Source organism: Mycobacterium sp. NTMscope_MAC_12 (assembly GCF_976985675.1).
The window spans coordinates 1,282,251-1,300,766 of sequence record NZ_CDRJYY010000001.1; the positions used below are offsets into that span (position 1 = coordinate 1,282,251).

At 64.7% G+C, this 18,516-nt stretch carries 15 protein-coding genes and 1 pseudogene; 6 read left to right on the forward strand and 10 right to left on the reverse strand.

The features are described 5' to 3' along the window. Positions 1-12 precede the first annotated feature (12 nt). Positions 13-1,101: a sulfate/molybdate ABC transporter ATP-binding protein gene (locus AC0KS4_RS06025; RefSeq protein ID WP_238957557.1), complete on the forward strand. Its 1,089-nt coding sequence runs from the start codon at positions 13-15 to the stop codon at positions 1,099-1,101. Between the two features lie 4 nt (positions 1,102-1,105). On the opposite strand, the gene AC0KS4_RS06030 is transcribed toward AC0KS4_RS06025, so the two are convergent. The 3 genes from AC0KS4_RS06030 to AC0KS4_RS06040 form a co-directional block, all read right to left on the reverse strand. Further along, positions 1,106-1,849: a phosphoadenylyl-sulfate reductase gene (locus AC0KS4_RS06030; protein ID WP_225327154.1), complete on the reverse strand. Its 744-nt coding sequence runs from the start codon at positions 1,847-1,849 to the stop codon at positions 1,106-1,108. Beyond that, positions 1,846-3,513, reverse strand: coding sequence for a nitrite/sulfite reductase (locus tag AC0KS4_RS06035; protein ID WP_225327155.1), 1,668 nt, complete (start codon positions 3,511-3,513; stop codon positions 1,846-1,848). The genes AC0KS4_RS06030 and AC0KS4_RS06035 overlap by 4 nt, the downstream gene beginning before the upstream one ends. A 112-nt stretch (positions 3,514-3,625) precedes the next feature. After that, positions 3,626-3,718 carry an Ms4527A family Cys-rich leader peptide gene (locus tag AC0KS4_RS06040; RefSeq protein ID WP_350494745.1) on the reverse strand — a complete coding sequence of 31 codons (93 nt, stop codon included), beginning with the start codon at positions 3,716-3,718 and terminating at the stop codon, positions 3,626-3,628. Positions 3,719-3,959: 241 nt separating this feature from the next. Between AC0KS4_RS06040 and hemW the strand changes: the two genes are divergently transcribed. Beyond that, complete coding sequence (gene hemW, locus AC0KS4_RS06045) at positions 3,960-5,132, forward strand: radical SAM family heme chaperone HemW (protein ID WP_238957558.1); 1,173 nt, start codon at positions 3,960-3,962, stop codon at positions 5,130-5,132. A gap of 17 nt (positions 5,133-5,149) precedes the next feature. On the opposite strand, the gene AC0KS4_RS06050 is transcribed toward hemW, so the two are convergent. Both AC0KS4_RS06050 and AC0KS4_RS06055 read right to left on the reverse strand, forming a co-directional pair. Further along, positions 5,150-6,361: a sodium-dependent bicarbonate transport family permease gene (locus AC0KS4_RS06050; RefSeq protein WP_238957559.1), complete on the reverse strand. Its 1,212-nt coding sequence runs from the start codon at positions 6,359-6,361 to the stop codon at positions 5,150-5,152. 278 nt (positions 6,362-6,639) lie between these two features. Beyond that, positions 6,640-6,853 (reverse strand): annotated as a pseudogene (locus AC0KS4_RS06055) (hypothetical protein). Positions 6,854-7,209: 356 nt separating this feature from the next. Here AC0KS4_RS06055 and AC0KS4_RS06060 point away from each other — a divergent pair. Further along, positions 7,210-8,562 carry a salicylate synthase gene (locus AC0KS4_RS06060; RefSeq protein ID WP_225327158.1) on the forward strand — a complete coding sequence of 451 codons (1,353 nt, stop codon included), beginning with the start codon at positions 7,210-7,212 and terminating at the stop codon, positions 8,560-8,562. Positions 8,563-9,023: 461 nt separating this feature from the next. On the opposite strand, the gene AC0KS4_RS06065 is transcribed toward AC0KS4_RS06060, so the two are convergent. Genes AC0KS4_RS06065 through AC0KS4_RS06085 form a run of 5 tightly spaced genes read right to left on the reverse strand, consistent with a single transcriptional unit; the run spans position 9,024 to position 14,260 of the window. Further along, on the reverse strand, positions 9,024-9,941 hold the full coding sequence (locus AC0KS4_RS06065) for a MerR family transcriptional regulator (RefSeq protein ID WP_225327159.1): 918 nt from the start codon (positions 9,939-9,941) through the stop codon (positions 9,024-9,026). 14 nt (positions 9,942-9,955) lie between these two features. Continuing rightward, a complete protein-coding gene (locus AC0KS4_RS06070; RefSeq protein WP_238957561.1) occupies positions 9,956-11,458 on the reverse strand; it encodes a flavin-containing monooxygenase in 1,503 nt (500 codons plus the stop codon). Further along, on the reverse strand, positions 11,455-12,375 hold the full coding sequence (locus tag AC0KS4_RS06075; protein WP_225327161.1) for a ferritin-like domain-containing protein: 921 nt from the start codon (positions 12,373-12,375) through the stop codon (positions 11,455-11,457). Before AC0KS4_RS06075 ends, AC0KS4_RS06070 begins: the two co-directional genes overlap by 4 nt. 26 nt (positions 12,376-12,401) lie before the next feature. After that, positions 12,402-13,247, reverse strand: a complete 846-nt coding sequence (locus tag AC0KS4_RS06080) for an SDR family NAD(P)-dependent oxidoreductase (protein ID WP_225327162.1) — start codon at positions 13,245-13,247, stop codon at positions 12,402-12,404. Positions 13,248-13,249: 2 nt separating this feature from the next. Next, the gene (locus tag AC0KS4_RS06085) at positions 13,250-14,260 is read right to left on the reverse strand and encodes an alpha/beta hydrolase (protein ID WP_238957562.1); all 1,011 of its coding nucleotides are present in this window, start codon (positions 14,258-14,260) and stop codon (positions 13,250-13,252) included. Between the two features lie 1,335 nt (positions 14,261-15,595). On the opposite strand from AC0KS4_RS06085, the gene AC0KS4_RS06090 reads away from it, so the two are divergent. From AC0KS4_RS06090 to AC0KS4_RS06100, 3 genes are all read left to right on the forward strand, one after another. Beyond that, positions 15,596-16,003, forward strand: a complete 408-nt coding sequence (locus AC0KS4_RS06090; protein WP_238957563.1) for a hypothetical protein — start codon at positions 15,596-15,598, stop codon at positions 16,001-16,003. A 69-nt stretch (positions 16,004-16,072) separates the two neighbouring features. Beyond that, positions 16,073-17,371 (forward strand): GmrSD restriction endonuclease domain-containing protein, encoded by a 1,299-nt coding sequence (locus tag AC0KS4_RS06095; protein ID WP_014384203.1) that lies wholly within the window; start codon positions 16,073-16,075, stop codon positions 17,369-17,371. Next, positions 17,368-18,408, forward strand: coding sequence for a HEPN domain-containing protein (locus tag AC0KS4_RS06100; protein ID WP_014384204.1), 1,041 nt, complete (start codon positions 17,368-17,370; stop codon positions 18,406-18,408). The genes AC0KS4_RS06095 and AC0KS4_RS06100 overlap by 4 nt, the downstream gene beginning before the upstream one ends. Positions 18,409-18,516 lie beyond the last annotated feature (108 nt).

Sequence of the window (18,516 nt, forward strand, 5' to 3'; positions counted from 1 at the left end):
GAGGAGGATGACGTGACAGACACCCGTGCCGGCCGGGATGACCTCGCCATCATCGTGCGCGACGCCTACAAGCACTATGGCGATTTCGTCGCGTTGGACCACGTCGACTTCGTCGTGCCGACCGGGTCGCTGACAGCGTTGTTGGGTCCCAGCGGTTCGGGTAAATCGACCCTGCTGCGTGCCATCGCCGGTCTCGACCAACCCGACAGCGGAACCGTCACGATCTACGGTCGCGACGTGACGCGGGTGCCACCGCAGCGCCGCGGCATCGGGTTCGTCTTTCAGCACTACGCGGCGTTCAAGCATCTGACGGTCCGCGACAACGTGGCCTACGGGCTCAAGGTCCGCAAGCGGCCCAAAGCCGAGATCAAGGCCAAGGTCGACAACCTGCTTGAAGTGGTGGGGCTCAGCGGTTTTCAGAACCGCTATCCCAATCAGCTCTCGGGTGGTCAGCGACAGCGGATGGCGCTGGCGCGGGCGCTGGCGGTCGACCCGCAAGTGCTGCTGCTCGACGAGCCGTTCGGTGCGCTGGACGCCAAGGTGCGTGAGGATTTGCGGGCGTGGTTGCGCCGCCTGCACGACGAGGTGCACGTGACCACGGTGCTGGTCACCCACGATCAGGCCGAGGCATTGGATGTCGCCGATCGGATTGCGGTGCTCAATCACGGCCGTATCGAGCAGATCGGATCCCCGACCGACGTCTATGACGCGCCGGCAAATGCGTTCGTGATGTCGTTCCTCGGCGCGGTGTCCACGCTGAACGGTGCCCTGGTGCGGCCGCACGACATCCGGGTGGGTCGCAACCCCGAGATGGCGATCGCCGGTGGGGACGGCACCGCGGAGTCCATCGGGGTGGTGCGGGCCACCGTGGACCGGGTGGTCGCGTTGGGTTTCGAGGTGCGGGTCGAGTTGACCAGCGCCGCCACCGGCGGCTTCTTCACGGCGCAGATCACCCGTGGCGACGCCGAGGCCCTGGCATTGCGCGACGGCGACACCGTCTACGTGCGTGCCACCCGGGTCCCACCGATCGCCCCCGCCGCGGCGGACCCCAGCCGCACCAATGAGGCCGACGAGGATGAGAACACGCTGACGTCCGCGTGATCTCTCAGGAGGCGTGCAACCCGCATTCCGTCTTGGACAGCCCCTGCCAGCGCCCGCTGCGCGGGTCGGCGCCCGCCAGCGGCTTGGCGGTGCACGGGGCGCAACCGATCGACGAATAGCCTTCGTACATAAGCGGATTGACCAGCACGCTGTGCTCGTCGATGTAATTCTGCACGTCCTCGTCGGACCAGGCCGCCATCGGGTTGACCTTCACCAGCTTGAAGCCCTCGTCGAAACCGACCACCGGGGCGTTGGCGCGCGCGGCGGTTTCGCCCCGCCGCAGCCCGGTCACCCACGCCGAGTATCCCCGCAGCGTCTTGCCGAGCGGAGCGACCTTGCGCAGCCTGCAGCATTCACCGGGATCACGCGCGAACAGGTCCTTGCCCAGGAGTTTGTCCTGCTCTTCGACGGTCTGCTCGGGAGTGACGTTGAGCACCCGGATGTCGTAAACGGACTCGATGGCGTCCCGCGTGCCGATGGTCTCCACGAAGTGGTAGCCGGTGTCCAAGAACACCACAGGCACACCCGGGCGCACCTTGGCGGCGAGATCGATCAACACGGCCTCTTGCATGCTGGAGGCGACGACGTAGTTGCAGGTCGCCCATCCGCGCGGCCCGTTGATGCCGCCGAACGTCTCGTCGGTCCAACGCAATACGTCGCTGGCGCTGGCGCCCTCGAGCTCGGCCGCGCCCCGGGCAGCGAGCTCGCGCAGCTCGGCCTCGGAATGTCTGGTTGTTCGTTCGCTCATCGCAAATCGTCCTCGTCTGCCCTCATGGCCCACTGTGCGAAACGTTCACCCTCGCCGCGATATTTCAGGAAGTTGCGCGCGACCCGCTCGATGTAGTCGCCGAGCTCGTCGCTGGTGACCTTGTGCTGACGCAGTTTTCGGCCAAAGCCGCTGTCTTGGCCCAGGCTGCCGCCCAGGTGTACCTGGAAACCCTCGACTGAGCCGCCTTCGCCGTCGTCGACCATCTGGCCTTTCAACCCGATGTCGGCGACCTGAATGCGCGCGCACGAATTGGGGCAGCCGTTGATGTTGACGGTGATCGGAACATCGAGTTGCAGGTTGATGTCCGCGAGCCGGCTCTCCAGCTCGGGCACCAAAGACTGCGCCTTGACCCGGGTTTCGGCGAACGACAACTTGCAGAACTCAATCCCCGTGCACGCCATCACGTTCCGGCGCCACTGTGACGGCTGTGACTGCAGGCCGAGCGACTCGAGGCCGGCGATCAGCTCGTCGAGCTTGTCGTCGGGTACGTCGAGGATCACCAGCTTCTGGTAGGGGGTCAGCCGGATCCGGTCGGAGCCGACCCGCTCGGTGAGGTCGGCCACAGCGGTCAGGATCGTCCCCGACACCCGTCCCGCGATCGAGGCGACGCCCACCGCGTTGAGCCCGTTCTTGAGCCGTTGCACGCCGACGTGGTCGATCGGATGCGGGACCGGCTCGGGGGCCGGGCCGTCGATGAGTGGACGCTTGAGGTACTCGGTTTCCAGCACCTCGCGGAACTTTTCGACGCCCCAGTCCTTGATCAGGAACTTCAGCCGCGCCTTGGAGCGCAGCCGCCGGTAGCCGTAATCGCGGAAGATCGAGGTCACCGCGTGCCACACCTCGGGCACTTCCTCGAGCGGCACCCAGGCGCCGACGCGCTGGGCCAGCATCGGGTTGGTCGACAACCCCCCGCCGACCCATAGGTCCAGGCCGGGGCCGTGCTCGGGGTGGTTGACACCGATGAACGCGATGTCATTGACCTCGTGCACCACGTCTTGCAGGCCCGAGATGGCGGTCTTGTACTTGCGCGGCAGGTCGGCGAACTCGGGCTGGCCGATGTACCGGCGCGCGATCTCGTCGATCGCCCAGCTCGGGTCGAGCACCTCGTCGAGCGACTCACCGGCCAGCGGTGAGCCCAAGATCACACGGGGGCAGTCGCCGCACGCCTCGGCGGTCTGCAATCCGACCTCGGTCAGCCGCCGCCAGATCTCGGGGACGTTCTCCACCTCGATCCAGTGGTACTGGATGTTTTCCCGGTCGGTGATGTCGGCGGTGTCGCGGCCGAATTCGGTGGAAATCTGGCCTACGGTGCGCAATGCGGCCGCGGACAGCGCGCCGCCGTCGCAGCGCACCCGCATCATGAAGTACCTGGCTTCGAGCAACTCGGCATTGTCGTCGCCGGTGAAGGAGCCGTCGTAGCCCTGCTCACGCTGGGTGTAGAGGCCCCACCAGCGGAAGCGCCCACGCAGGTCGCTCTTGTCGATGCTGTCGAAGCCGTTCTTGGCGTAGATGGTCTCGATGCGCTCGCGCACGTCCAGGGGGGCGCCGGCCTGCTTCATCTCTTCGTTCGGGTTCAGCGGCTCACGATTCCCCAGTGCCCATTGGCCCTCGTTACGGGCCTTCGCGGGTCGGGCGGTGGTCATCGGAAGTTCTCCTTCAAAAAGATCGCCAGCGCGGCCAGCACAGTTCAGCGGTACTTATGGGCGGCACGAAACCGTCGGCCTGCTGGAGACACAGTGGGCTGGGTCTACCAAGTCAAGGCAGACAGATACAGCTGCAAACGCGCTTGAGATCGATGTGCCGTCGCGCCACGAGCACAATGTGCGGGCTGGGCTGGGCGACAGTCACGCCACCATTGTGCCATGGATGCCGAGGGGCCGCGCGAGCAGGTCAAATCTGGGCTCACGATGATTAAAAGTCCCGGCCAAGCCGGGGGTGGTGGAGCCGCATGGCAACGCCGAGCGGGTACTCAGCGCGGAACAGCGGCCAGAATTTCGCCGCGATGGCACGCTCGGCACGGGTGCTCAGCGCCAGGCATCGGCGGCATCGAGGGCCCCGGGGCAACCCGTCTGCCATGGGATCATTTGGCATGGCCATTCGTGAGCAGCCGGTCGACCTGCCCGACGTGCGGGCGGTCGCCGGGCGCCCGTTTGGCATCTACGTGCATGTCCCGTTCTGCGTAACACGTTGCGGCTACTGCGATTTCAACACCTACACCCCGGCCGAGCTGGGGGGCGTCAATCCCGACGCCTGGCTGGGCGCGCTGCGGACGGAACTGGAACTGGCGTCCGCGCGGTTGCAAGCGCCGCCGGTGAACACCGTGTTCGTCGGTGGGGGGACGCCCTCGCTGCTCGGCGGCGCGCGCCTGGTGACGCTGCTGGACATGGTGCGCGAGCACTTTCCGATGGCGACAGATGCCGAGGTCACCACCGAGGCCAACCCGGAGTCGGCGTGGCCGGACCTCTTCGACGCCATCCGAGCGGCCGGCTACACCCGGGTGTCGCTGGGGATGCAATCGGTGGCGCCACGGGTGCTGGGTGTCCTCGACCGCATTCACACGCCGAACCGATCGGCGGCCGCCGCCCGCGAGGCGCTGGCCGCGGGATTCGACCACGTCAGCCTCGACTTGATCTATGGAACTCCGGGGGAGTCCGACGACGACCTGCTGCGGTCGGTCGACACGGCCATCGACACCGGCGTCGATCACGTCTCGGCCTATGCGTTGGTGGTCGAGGAAGGCACCGCCTTGGCCCGGCGGGTGCGGCGCGGTGAGCTGGCGGCGCCCGACGACGACGTGCTGGCCCACCGCTACGAATTGGTCGACGCGCGATTGTCCGAGGCGGGGATGTCTTGGTACGAGGTTTCCAACTGGTCGCGGCCGGGTGGTGAATGCCGGCACAACCTGGGCTACTGGGATGGCGGGCAGTGGTGGGGCGCGGGACCGGGTGCGCACGGCTACGTCGGCACCACGCGCTGGTGGAATGTCAAGCATCCCAACGCGTATGCCGAAAGGTTGTCCGCGAACGCGCTGCCGGTCGCGGGATTCGAGCAACTCGGCGCCGACACGTTGCACACCGAAGACGTGCTGTTGAAAGTCCGTCTACGCCAAGGCCTTCCGGTAGAGGTGTTGAGTTCCGAAGAGCGTGAACGCGCCGAGGGTGTCGTCGCCGACGGGTTGCTGGTGTCGGCCGGGGACAGGCTCGTCCTCACCGATCGGGGGCGGCTGTTGGCCGACGCCGTCGTGCGGACGCTATTGGGGTAGCGGCCCGGCCGACGCGATCAGACCCCGAACCACTGCTCGAAGACCCGGGCGATCTCGATGTAGAGCGGGATTCCGACGGTGACGTTGTAGGAGAACGTCAGACCCAGTGAGGCGGCCAACGGCAACGTCGGGCTCGCCTCGGGGATGGCGAGGCGCTGCACCGCCGGGACCGCGATGTAGGACGCCGCGCCGCACAGGACCGCGAACAGCACGTAGGTACCCGTCTTGAAGTCGGTGTGGGTCAGCGAGGCGTAGCTGCAGGCGACGAAGATGCCCAGTGTCGCAAAGATATTCGGCGCCACGAGACCGAAGACGATGAATCCGGGGCCCGCCGTGCGCAGGTCTTTCAGTTTGCGCGACGCGGTCATGCCCATCTCGAGCAGGAACAGGCACAGCACGCCCTGGAACGCCAGCACGAAGAACTTGTCGTCGTCGGCGACGACCTTCTGGCCCTGCAGCCCGCTGACCAGACCGATGATGATGCCGCCCATCAGCAGGACCAGCCCCGGATTGAGGAACACTTCCTGAAACAGCTCGCGGGACAAGATCGGCATCCGCTTGGTCTTGATGCCGACCGGGCTCTGCTCGGGCTCCCAATCCTCCAGCTGGTGCTCGAGGCCCGCTTCCTGCGTCTCGAGGCTCTGGCCCAGCTGGGGTCGCGCGGCGCTGCCGGGACCGACCCCGACCTTGACGGGCGGTGTGTAGCCGGGCTCGTCGGGCATGTACCCGGCGGAGTCCATGCCTCGGTGGCGCAGTCGGGCCACGAAGTACAGCGCGACCAGGCAGCCCGGAATCTCCATCACGGCGAGCATCACCGGCATGTAAGCGTTGGAGGCGATGTTCACGGCGGCCAGCACGGCCACACAGGTGGCGAAGGTCCCGGCCGAGTCCGACCCGTAATACCCCGCGATCGTCGCGCGGTCGACCTTCCGAAGTGATCGCAGGCGGCCGAGCCCCACGTAGGCCAAACCGCCGATGGCACAGTTCAATACGAAGCCCAGGACCATGAATCCGACGATGGCGCCGACGCTGGAGGCGCTGATCTTCGCGAGCTCTTCGCCGCCGTGCCATCCGATGGCCAGCAGCAGGTACATGGTCAACCCCTGATAGATGACGTACGGGAATTCGAAGCGCACCTTCAGGATCGGGATCAGAAAGCCGAAGTAGAAGAACAGCAGGAGCGGTTTGAACAGGTTGTGGGTGAAGTTGTGCCAAAACTCGTGCAGCATCGATGCCTCCGTTGAGTAGACCCGTGATCAGGGGAAGCACCGTCCGCAACGCGGGGCAACCACGAAACATCCCGACGACCGCCAAAAACTTATCCCCGAGGCCGCGGGCCTGCCACTCGAAAGCTCAGCGGGAACCGCGGGCCCGCCAGACGGGGCCGCACCGAAAACACGCTGCTCAGAGCGGTTTTGGGGACGCCACACCTTCCGCGCGCCGGCGTCCCATCTACCGTGAGATTGGTGTGAAAGTGCTGTGCGTTTATTGTGCAGTCAAATTGGGGTCAGCCGGTCGACGACTTGAGCGAGGGTCTGATCGCGGCGCCCTTTTTTCCGGTGGGTCACCGACGCCCAGGCCGATGGCGAGTAGTGCGTCGTGATTTCTTCGAAGCCGTCGACGCGGGAAACCGAGAGCACACCGGTCTGTTGGTTGATTTCGAGTTCGTCGCCTTCGCTTGCCTGGACTTCCTCGCCGCTGAAGAGGCGAATGCTGAACACGTTGTTCCTCCAATCCAGCCTCCAATCCAGCCAAGTCAGGCGGACGGGCAGCGGCACTAGGACGAGTCTCGCGGCCAGAGCCGTGTGTTGCGCGACAACGACGTAAACGGTGGGGAAACGTTCGAAGTGGCGAGCCTCACAACTGGTCGGCGGGGCCCGGCTCGGAAGTCGGCGCCACCGTCGCCTAGCTGCGCGAACGGAGCGGCCACGGCGACGGCTCGACGCATTCCCGCGGGTAGTCTCGGGCCGGACGGGGCTTCAACTCCGAGAGAGTTTTAGCCGAACGCGCCCATCCGGGGGCAACTCGATGGGATCGGTTGCGCACAGCTACATAGGTTAGGCTACATTTACTAACCGTGACCGAGGTCAGCGTCGAGACAAGTTCCGCCGGTTCTGCGTCGCCATCGATCCCGCTTCCCGCCCATATCGATCCGGCGGACCTGGCGGCCGAGCTGGCCGTGGTGTTGTCTGAGCGCGTCGGGGAAGAATACCTACTCTACGAGCGCGGCGGGGAATGGGTGCTGGCCACCGGTGTGCACGCCATGGTCGAGCTGGACAGCGACGAGCTGCGGGTGATCCGCGACGGCGTGACGCAGCGCCAACAGTGGTCGGGTAGGCCCGGGCCGGTGCTGGGCGAGGCCATCGACCGGCTGTTGCTGGAAACAGACCAACTCTTCGGTTGGATCGCCTTCGAATTCGGGGTCTATCGCTACGGGCTGCAGCAGCGCCTGGCGCCGGGAACCCCGCTGGCCCGGGTGTTTTGGCCGCGGGGCCGCATCGCGGTGTCCCGGGAGGCAATCCGTCTGTTCGACGCGTCGGCCGACCACCGCGACGACGTGCTGGGTGTGATCGGCGACGGCGTGCCCGGTCTGCGTGACGCCTCGGCGGTCGACGTCATCGCCGACCCCTCGGACTACCGCGATCGGGTGGCGTCGGCCGTGGCGGAGATCGCGGCGGGCCGCTACCACAAGGTGATCCTTTCCCGTTCTCTCGAAGTGCCCTTCGCGCTCGACTTCCCGTCCACCTACCGGCTGGCGCGCCGGCACAACACCCCGGTGCGGTCGTTTCTGTTGCGGCTGGGTGGAATTCGTGCCGTCGGCTACAGCCCTGAACTGGTCGCGGCGGTCCGTCGCGACGGCGTCGTGGTGACCGAGCCACTGGCGGGAACCCGCGCGCTCGGTCGCGGCGAGGCGCGTGACCGCGAGGCGCGCGATGACCTGGAGTCGAACTCCAAAGAGATTGTCGAGCATGCGATTTCGGTGCGAAGTTCGTTGCAGGAGATGACCGAGATCGCCGAACCCGGCACCGCGGTCGTCACCGATTTCATGACGGTGCGGGAACGGGGGAGCGTGCAGCACCTCGGGTCCACGGTCAGCGGGCGCCTGGGCACGTCGAACGACCGGATGGACGCGCTCGAAGCGCTGTTCCCGGCGGTCACCGCCTCGGGCATCCCGAAAGCCGGCGGTGTCGAAGCGATCATGCGCCTCGACGAAGGACCTCGCGGTCTGTATTCGGGTGCGGTCGTGATGATTTCAGCCGACGGTGCGCTCGACGCGGCGCTGACGCTGCGCGCGGCCTACGAGCGTGACGGTAGGACCTGGCTACGGGCCGGAGCCGGCATCATCGAAGAGTCCACGCCCGAGCGCGAATTCGAGGAGACATGCGAGAAGTTGTCCACGCTCGCGCCCTATCTGGTTGCGCGTCCATAGGCGAGGAATTCGACGAGCCCAAGCGGCGTTTACCTCGAGCGCGAGAACGCGAAGGACCGAGTAGATCAACGCCAGCAAAGTGCTTCAAACGAAAGGAACGCTGACACCGAGTGGGCCCTGAATACGGTTATGCACAGTTCAGTGGGTAATTCCCGCCCCGTGGCCCACCAAATCTCAATGTCCACTAAAGGGTTGACAGCGAATATCCGTCATTCTCAAGTTTTTTCGCGGTGTTGCGTTTAACATCTGTCCCAACTTCAACGGGATGGAGTATTCGTGTCTGGTCTCAAGTCGAAAGTCATTCTTGCCGTCATGCTGGCGCTCACTTTCCCCACGGCAGCGGCCTGCACGGGCACTTTCACGTGCCCAACCTGCACTGTCGTCCCTTTTTAGCGCTCCACTGTTAGGTCGCGCGCTCACGGCATGAGGCGGCCGAGGACATTCCCGAAAGCCACCGCCGCTCAGGCCGAAGAGCTCGATTCGGCGAGATAGTCCGCCAAAATGCGGCTCACGAGCGACTCGATATTGGATTCGATCGAGGACGCGAGCGTGGCGGTGACCGTCGCCACCGCTTGAGTCCGGAAGCGCACCAGCATGGTGATCAGCTCGGCGATCTCGGCATCGGCCGGCAGCGGCTCGCCGGGCTTGATGCGGTCCAGCACGTGCTCGGCCCCGGCGCGCACCAGCATGTCGCTGATCTTGTCGATCTCGGGCACGATCTGCTCGTGCAGGTCAATGAGCTTGTCGAATTCGACGCCGTAGCCGCGGATCTCGTTGAACGCTTCGATGAGCTTCGGCCGGGTGAGGGTGGCTTGCGGCCCGTCGATCCGGATCAGCTGAAGGGCGACCAGGCGCTCGAACGCGTGCGGGTCGTCGACGAGTCGCTGGGCGTCGGCCAGCGGCAGGGTTTCCGGCTTCTCGGTGGTCCACGGGCCCGCGATGGCGGTTTCGAGGCCCAGCACGTCGCCGAGGTTTTTGCCTTCCTCCCACGCGCTGAGCATTTCTCGTACGTGCGCAATGGTGTAGCCGCGGTCAAGCATCGAGGTGATCAGCCGCAACCGGGTCAGGTGGGTGTCGTTGAACAACGCGATCCGCCCGACGCGCAGCGGCGGGGGCAGCAGCCCGCGGTCGCGGTAGACGCGGATATTGCGAGTCGTGGTGCCCGCCAACCGCGCCAGGTCGTCGATTCGGTACTCACCGGAGTTCGCGCCGCCGTGCGGGTGACGGACCGCCGCGTCGAAGAGCTGCGACACCGCGCCCTCGATGAGCTGGCGATATTCCCGCGATTGGCGCCGCACGCGTTTCGGCGCGCGCCGCACGTTGTGCAGCACGCCCGCGATGGTGCCGGGCTCGGGCCGCGACGCGCGCTCGGTTGCCATGTCAGTCCGGCATCTCAGGCGGACCGGGTCGCGTGTGCCCGGGCGTGCGCCACCGCCTGATAGTCCTCGTACCGGAAATCCCTCATCTGGCGAAGATACTGCGTGGCGAAGCCGGGATACATCGACCCGTTGAATCCGTCCTTGGTGAGGTACCAACTGCGGCAACCTGACATCCAGGTCGTCTTGGTCAGCCGGCGCTGGAGATCCTCGTTGTGGCGACGTTGGACCTGTTCGCGCACATCGAGGTAGCGCAGGTCGTCGTTGAGGATGGTGGTGATGCCGCGGACCACGTAGTCCAGCTGGCCCTCGATGTAGACCAGCAGCGAGTTGTGCCCCGGCCCGGAGTTGGGGCCGGTCATCACGAACAGGTTTGGATAGCCGTGCACGTTGATGCTCTTGTAAGCCTGTGCGCCATCGGCCCATTCGGCGGCCAGCGAGCGCCCGCCGAGCCCGGTGACCGGAAACGGCGGACCGGTCAGATGCACGTCGTAGCCGGTGGCGAACACGATGCAATCCAGGTGGTGCTCGATGCCGTCACTGGTGCGGATGCCGGCCGGGCTCAACGTGGCGATCGGCCAGTCGATGAGCTTGCAGTTGTCGCGCTGCAGCGCGGGGTAGTAATCGCTGGAGACCAGCATGCGCTTACACCCCGGCCGGAAGTCGGGTGTCAGCTGGCGGCGCAGCCACGGATCCTTCACCTGAGCGCGCAGGTGCGCCCGCCCGAGCCGGGCCACCAGCGACGTCAGCGGCGTGTCCCACACCAGCGCCGTCGCGCTGGCTTCGTGGCCCCAGTAGAGGGCCTGGCGCGCAAGCTGTTGGGTGGCAGGGACTTTGGCGAACAAGGCTTGCACGGACGGTGGGGTGGCGACGTCCAAGCGCGGCAGCACCCAGCACGGCGTGCGCTGGAAGACCTTGACGAATTCGGCCTTCTTGACCAGCTCGGGGATGATCTGGATGGCGCTGGCGCCGGTGCCGATGACCGCGACGCGCTTGCCCGCGAAGTCGTAGTCATGATCCCAGCGGGCGCTGTGGATCTTGTGCCCGCGGTAGCTGTCCAGGCCGCGGATGTCGGGGAAGCTGACGTCGGACAGGGGGCCGGAGGCCAGCACCACGGTGCGTGCGCGAAACTTCTTGCGGTTCTTGGTGGTGGCGGTCCAGACGCCGGCTTCCTCGTCGAAGGACAGGTCCTTCACCTCGTGGCCGAACTTTATGCGGCCGCGAATGTTGAATCGGTCCGCCATGTCCTCGAGGTGGCGATAGATTTCCGGGGCGGGGGAGTAGGTCCGCGACCAGGTCGGGTTCTTGACGAACGAGTACGAGTACAGCAGTGAGGGGACGTCGCAACTGGCACCGGGATACGTTGTGTCGCGCCAGGTTCCGCCGACCCGGTCCGCACGCTCCAGTATCACGATGTCGTCGACTCCGGCTTCGGCCAATCGAATCGCCGCGCCTAGTCCGGTGAAGCCGGCCCCGATGATCAGCGCCGCATGGGCACCGTTGTTGTTCGCCATGCTCATGCCGCCGGCTCGTGGGTGAGTTCGCTGACCCAAGTCGGTACCGACGGCAGCAGGGGCCGCGGATATCGGTCGGAAAGCCACACCATCGAATTCGCCAGCAGGTGGTACGGGTGGCGGGGATTTGTGACCACGCCGGCGTAGCGCCTCAGGAACCGATAAGTCGGCACCCGCTTGGTGCGTTCGCCGCGGTCGCCAAGCTCCCTGAATCGCTTCACGGCCCGGTAAAGCCGCTCGGGCTCCAGACCCATCGCGGTGATCTCGTTGCGGATCCTGTTGATCAGCGGTGCACCCATGATCGCGCCGATGATGAGACCCGGAGTGGCATTGTGACCGATGAAGTCGATCAGCAGCCGCCGGATCTTCGCGTGCCCGATCATGTCGAGAACCTCGAAATCGACGACCAGATGGCGTGATTCGTCATTGTTGATCTTCTCGAAAACCTGGTGACAAACGGGGTCGTGCACCTCGTCGAGGAGGAATTTCAACAGGGCGCCGTCCAGCGCGACTTCGAGCATCGGGATGACGGTGCCGAGCAGAGACAACGGCATGTCGTCGGCCCAGCGGTCCAGCCAGTCGATGGCCAGCCGGATGTTCACGTTCGGCTCGGGAATCTCACCATCCTCGAGCATGCCCCAGCGCTTCATCAGCGCCAGTTCGGCGTTGGCGTGGCGCTGTTCCTCGGCGTGGAAGTAGCGGTAGATCTCGGCGATGGTCGCCGTGGGTGCCTTCTTCGCGAGCGCCGCGAAGCCCCTGGCGCCGATGTTTTCGATCCAGCACAGGTCGGCCATGAACGCCTTGAGCTGGGGCCGCTGTTCGTCACTGATCATGTCGGCGCCGGGCGCGTCCCAATCGATGTCGGCGAGTGCCCACTGCCGGTCTTTGATCTTGGCGAGCATGGCTTCCATGTCTATGGCCACCGGGAAGGTCCTTTCCAGTCGGGCGTTCAGGGCAAGTTGATGCGGGAGAGCAGGCCGGCCGTACGCGTATAGGCCTGCGGGGCCAAACGTTTGATGTTCCAGCCGACCTTGGCGTCGAACTGCGGCATGCAGTACAGCTCGCCGCGGTCGTGTGCGTCGAGGCAGGTCCGCGCGACCTTCTCCGCGGACAATCCGGTCCAGCGCATCAATTTCGCGGCGAGTTCGCTGGATTGTTCGCTGATGCGGCCGGACTCGAGAATGTTGGTCTTGACGAAGGTCGGGCACAGCACGGTGACTCGCACTGGTGTTCCGGCCAGTTCGGCGGCCAGCGTCTCGGACAACGAGAGGACGCCGGCCTTGCTGACGTTATAGGCGGCCATACCCGGGGCGGCGCCGAATGCCGCCGCGGAGGCGACATTGATGATGCCCCGGGGCGCACGGGACTCGGCGTCGCGCAGGATCGGGGTGAACACATGGCAGCCGTGAATGGGGCCCCAGAGGTTGATCCCCAACGTCCATGACCAATCATCCAGCGGCGCATCGCCGATCGCGGCGCCGCCGGCACCGACGCCGGCATTGTTGATCACCAACGTGGGTGCCGCTGCGAACCAGTCCTGCGATTGTTCGGCCAGCGCCTGCACCTCGTCGAATCGCGATACGTCGCAACGGATTGCTATCGCTTTTCCGCCGTGCTCGGCGATCGTGTCGGCCGTGCGTTGGGCCGCGGTCTGGTCGATGTCACTGCACACGACCGCGCCACCGCGACGGCCGAGTTCGACGGCGAAGGCTGCGCCGATGCCGCTTCCGGCGCCCGTCACCACCGCCGAGGCGGCGTGGCTGATTTTCGACCGGTTGAGGATTCTGTCCAACATCGTCAGTGGGCCTCCTCGGCCGGGGTGCGGGCATCCTGCAGGGCGTGGGCGATGAATCGCGCTACGTAGGCCATGGCTTTGGCGGCCTCCGGGGTCATGCGTGGCAACGCTTGGAAGACGTGCACCTGGTGGGGCCAAATCTGCAGTTCGCATCGGCCCCCGGCCGTTTGGATGTCGTCGGCGAGTTGGCGCGCATCCTCTTGCAGCATCTCGGCGCCGCCGGCCTGGATCAGCGTAGGCGGAAGCGCGGGGCCGCCCGCAACGTCGAGTGTCAGCCGCTGATGCGTGAGTTCGACGCCGCTGTGGTAAAGGCCGACCAACCGCACCGCGTTCGCGGCGCTGGTGGCGGGGTCGGGGCGTATCCGTTCCCGGGCGAGCGCCAGTTCGAACGTGAGGTCATACAGGGGAGAGAACAACACTTGTGCCGCAGGATGGTTGGCGGAGACGTCGGGTTGCAGCAGCAGGTCGACGGACAGGTGGCCGCCCGCCGAATCTCCGGCGATCACAATCTGTTTCGGTGGCACGCCGCAGGTGTTCACCAGCCAGTCCCAGCCCGCGCGGACGTCGTCGGCCGCGGTGGGGAAGCGGTGACGCGGTGCCAGTCGGTAGTCCACGCAGAACACGGGAAGTCCGGTCAAGGACGAAAGCCAGGATGTCAACCGCCGGTGCGTCTTTGGCGAACACACGGCGTACCCGCTGCCGTGCACGTAGTAGATGGCTCGCGCGGTTGTCGATGAGCGCTCGGTTTCGCTGGTGGGCGTGCGCGGCCCGTAGACCCATTCGCCCTTGATGCGGCGCCCGTCGGGCAGCCTGGTGTCGACCGGTTCGACACGAGTGCCCGCCAGCGAGGGGCCGAAGGTTCCCATGATCCTGGCGATGATCTGGCGCGAGAGCCACAGACCCCATGCCCGCTCGGGCGGGATCACGCTGGTGATCGGCCGAAGGGTGTACGCGCTTACCGCCGCCGCGCCGCGGGATCGCAACGAGCCGCGAGCCGGAACGCCGTCCGTCATACAACGCAGTCAACACCAAATGGTGACATTGGTCAATGGCAGGTTTGGGGTGGGTGCGCCGCATCCTTGATCGCCCTGTAGGTTCTCAGATTCGATGTCATATTCTCAGTTGAGATGTCATATGGATGTCATATATGACACGAACCTGAGACGCTGATGTCTAACTGACCGATGGTCTTGAAGTCCGACGGATAGTCTGATTCATGTCGTTCGGGCGAAAGTTACTGCGAGAAAGCCTTATTCGGCGAGCGACTCATTTACTCCTGCCCCTGTCGTCGCTGACTCCCGGGCCAATGCGCTCGGTTTTGTCGGCAAGATCCGGCGAGCTATCGCGTCTGGTTGCCGGGGAGCGCCGTAACTTCGTGGCAGACGGACTCGATACTTTCTGTGGCGCAACCAGCACCGGCGATGCTTGCAGGCGGGGGGATCGTGGAAGCCGTCAAGACGATGGATACAGCGGTTATCCATGGGAGCGGACATATGTCGTTACCGACCCGCTTGTGAACAGCCGGCGGCTCGACCGAGCGATCCGCGTAGCGGCGTGCTCGCTGCAACTGTGGTGATGAGTGCCCGAGGTCGCGTTGACGCAGGGCTCGGCGACATCGCAGCGGTACGATCAGCGTCGTGAAGTCGTCGGGGGTCTATCGCGCCCTGGGGTTCTCGGGAGACCTACTCCGACTAAACGCGGTGTGTCCTTATTACACGATGTTCCCGCTAGACTTTCCTCTCGAGCAACTGGCCTCCCATGGGGCGACGACGAGGGTGCTCGACCCCTTCTGTGGCAGGGGCACCACGTTGTTCGCGGCGCGAGCCGTCGGCGTCCCGTCGGTCGGAATCGACGTCAATCCCGTCGCCGTTGCCATCGCCCAGGCCAAGGTGGAGCAGGTAAGTGCCGCCGCGGTCGTCCGCTTGGCCAAGCGAATCCTGCAAGACGGCTTACAGCCGGTTGCGCCGCAGGGCGAATTCTGGCAGTTGTGCTACGAAGCAAAAACGCTGCGAGAGATCAGTACGGTGCGCGAAGCGTTGCTGAATCTGCACACGCCAACTGCAGCAATGCTAAGAGCAATCATGCTAGGTATCCTGCACGGCCCTCGCAACAAAGGCGCGCCCTCTTACCTTTCGAATCAGATGCCACGTACGTACGCATCCAAGCCGGGCTACGCCGTCAAGTTCTGGAAGGCCCGAGCACTGCGGCCCGTTCGGGTAGACACTCTCGACGTAATCGCACGACGAGCCGCGAGACTCCTCGAGGCGCAGCCCCCTTCGTCCGGAGGAAGGGTATACCTAGGTGACTCCGCGGAGGTCTTGAAGACACTGCGTCCCACTTTCGATCTAGTGGTCACTTCCCCGCCCTACTACGGAATGCGGACCTATCTGCCCGACCAATGGCTGCGCTCCTGGTTCCTAGGCGGGGCGCCCGAGGTGCCCTACGGGTCGGCGGGTCAGCTCGCGCGCCAGCCGAGCCAGGCGGCTTTTGTCACCGCGCTCGCCGGCGTGTGGCGCGCGACCGCACTTCGGTGCCATCGCAGGGCCCGGCTGGCCGTTCGCTTCGGAGCCCTGCCATCCGCGCGCACTGACCCGACTCGGCTGCTGCTCGACTCGATTGAGCAGGCGGAGTCGGGCTGGGTCGTCATCGGAGTCACGCCGGCTGGCACTTCGCCCTACCAGGCCAGGCAGGCCGAACAGTTTGTGAGGGCGGGCTCCGCGATAGGCGAGGTCGACGTCGTGGCCGAATTACGTTGAATACGAATTGTTCTCAGAGCCTGCGGCGGACCTAGGACCGCTCGGCGTGACAATGGGAAGGATGACGATGTGAGAGTCTCGCTGCTTCCGGGTGAAGCCATTCACGACCTGAAGCGCAAGGACGTTCCACCAGTGAGCGACGCCGATCTGAACCGGCGCTACTCCAAGGAGGGCGTCCGCATCGTGATAGAGCAAGCGCGATATCCGTTGAACCAAATACTCGCGATGTTCACCGACACCTTCGTGACCGAATCGGGTGAAACCGAGGCAAAGTACAAGCGCGATCCGGAATACCAGCGCCGTCACCGTTGGGACGAAGGGCGCCAGTCACGTCTGATCGAGTCGTTCCTCATGAATGTGCCGGTCCCGCCGGTGTTCCTGTACGAGTACGAGCTGGCGCGATTCGAGGTCATGGATGGCCGGCAACGTTTAACTGCATTGATGGAGTTCTACCAAGGCAAGCTCCATTTGACGGGTCTGCAACATTGGCCGGAACTGAATGGAAGAACCTATTCGACGTTGCCAAGCTCAATTCGCGACGGCATCGACCGCAGATATTTGTCATCGATCATCTTGCTAAACGAGACGGCATCAGATCCCGAACAGGCCGCCTTCCTCAAGAAGCTGGTCTTCGAGCGTCTGAACTCCGGAGGAGTACGACTCAGTGGCCAGGAGACCCGCAACGCCGTCTACGACGGCCCCCTAAACGACCTGTGTCTCAGATTGTCCCGAATTACTGAACTGAGGTCGGTGCTCGGCACCCCACTCGATCCCAATAGCCTCGCGGACCCTGACACCGACGAGGAATCTGACGACGACGGCGGCGGACTTCAATTGGGTCGCGATGCCCAAGGCGTCGAGGTGACCGCTGCTGGGCTGAAGCTGTATAAGGCCATGGAAGATGTTGAAATAGTGCTGCGGTTCTTCGCTTACCGGCACTTCGATAAGTTCACCCAGGGACTGAACAAAATATCCGAATTTCTCGACGAATTCCTCGTACGAGGCAACCGCTTCGATCAGGACACGCTGGCCGAGTACGAGCAGATCTTCGTCGACAACATTACTTTCTGGCATGCAGTGGGCGGCCCAGTGGCATTCCAAGTCAAGAACAGTAATCGACACTTCAGCAAGATCGCTTACGACGCGTTGATGTATGCCAGCTCGGCGTTGAGCGGCGAGCAGCGAGCGGCGTTGCTGACTCAGCCGACGATTGTGAAAGCCGCTGTTGACTTGATGTACGACCAACACTCGGAGGTATTTGGTGGTCGCAGGACCAACGCCGCTGACGCGCGCAACCGGAATGACCACGCGTACGAAGCGTTGAACGCCGCGCTGATTCAGATCGAAGGTCAGGCCACACAGTCTTGATTCCTAAGTACGATGCGCTCGCGGCGGATCTGGACTTGATTCGCCGCTACCTCGACACAGTCTCACGACTCCATCAGACGACCGACCAACGCCGATTCGCTTACATCGCCAGTATCTCGGCGCTGTACGCCTCGTTCGAGACGTTCGCCGAGCAGCTCGCGTTCCGATTCGGCCAGTTGATGCTCAGTGACCCCAAGGCCTTGTCTACCCTGCAAGTGCAGAATCTGCGCAGCAAGTACGTGCAGAACGCATCCGCTTTGCTGGGCAAGAATCTCGGGGTGGGCCGGTATAAGGAGATCGACGAACTTGACATTGCGAAGAGCTTGGCCTCATGCCTCGGCGATTCGCATCCCTACGATCTTCGCCTCGAAGTGATTGCACTCCATAACTCCAACTTGCGCTGGGACGCCATGGCCGACCTCTTCCGCTGGGCAGTGCCAGACCTTCCGACCCGCATCCAGCACGCCGATGCGGTCCGCAGCTGGCAGGTGAAATCGGGCCACGGCGACGCGACGTTGCCGACCGAGCTGCTCGCCAGGGAACTGGCAGATCTCGTAGAGCGCCGAAACGAGGTGTCGCACCGGGCAATACCCGATGAAATAGTCTCCCCAGAGCAGCTGCTGGCCAAGGTTGACTTCATTGAGGCGATGAGCCTGGGACTAGTGGCCAGCCTATCGTGTCTGGTGCTAGAGGCTTCCCGCGGCCGAAACGAGAGCGAGGCGTTGGGCGTCCCGACCGAGTACTACCAGCGGGGACGTATTGTTGTCATTCCGACCCTCGGCGCGCCCGTAGGGGTAGGCGACGTCCTCTGGGCATCGAATGGCCGTGTCGCTCGTTGGGGCCGACTCCGGGAAATCCAACTTGACGGCCTCAGCGTTCCACGGGTTGACTCGGCGGTCGAAGCCGGCCTTAAGCTCGAGTTCGCCGTGCCCAGAAATAGTGCACTCTACGTGTGGCGCACACCCGATGCGGAGTTTGTCGAACCCCCGGCCGGCATCTTCGGCGACCGCGGCCCGCTGGCCTCCGAAGTCCACTGACCCGCGCCGGCACCCAGAGGCCGGCGCTAAACGCCGAATCGGTGGGACGTGCGGCTGCGCCATGCATATGATGGGTCCGCTAGCTTAACCGCTGGCCGGGCCGATTAG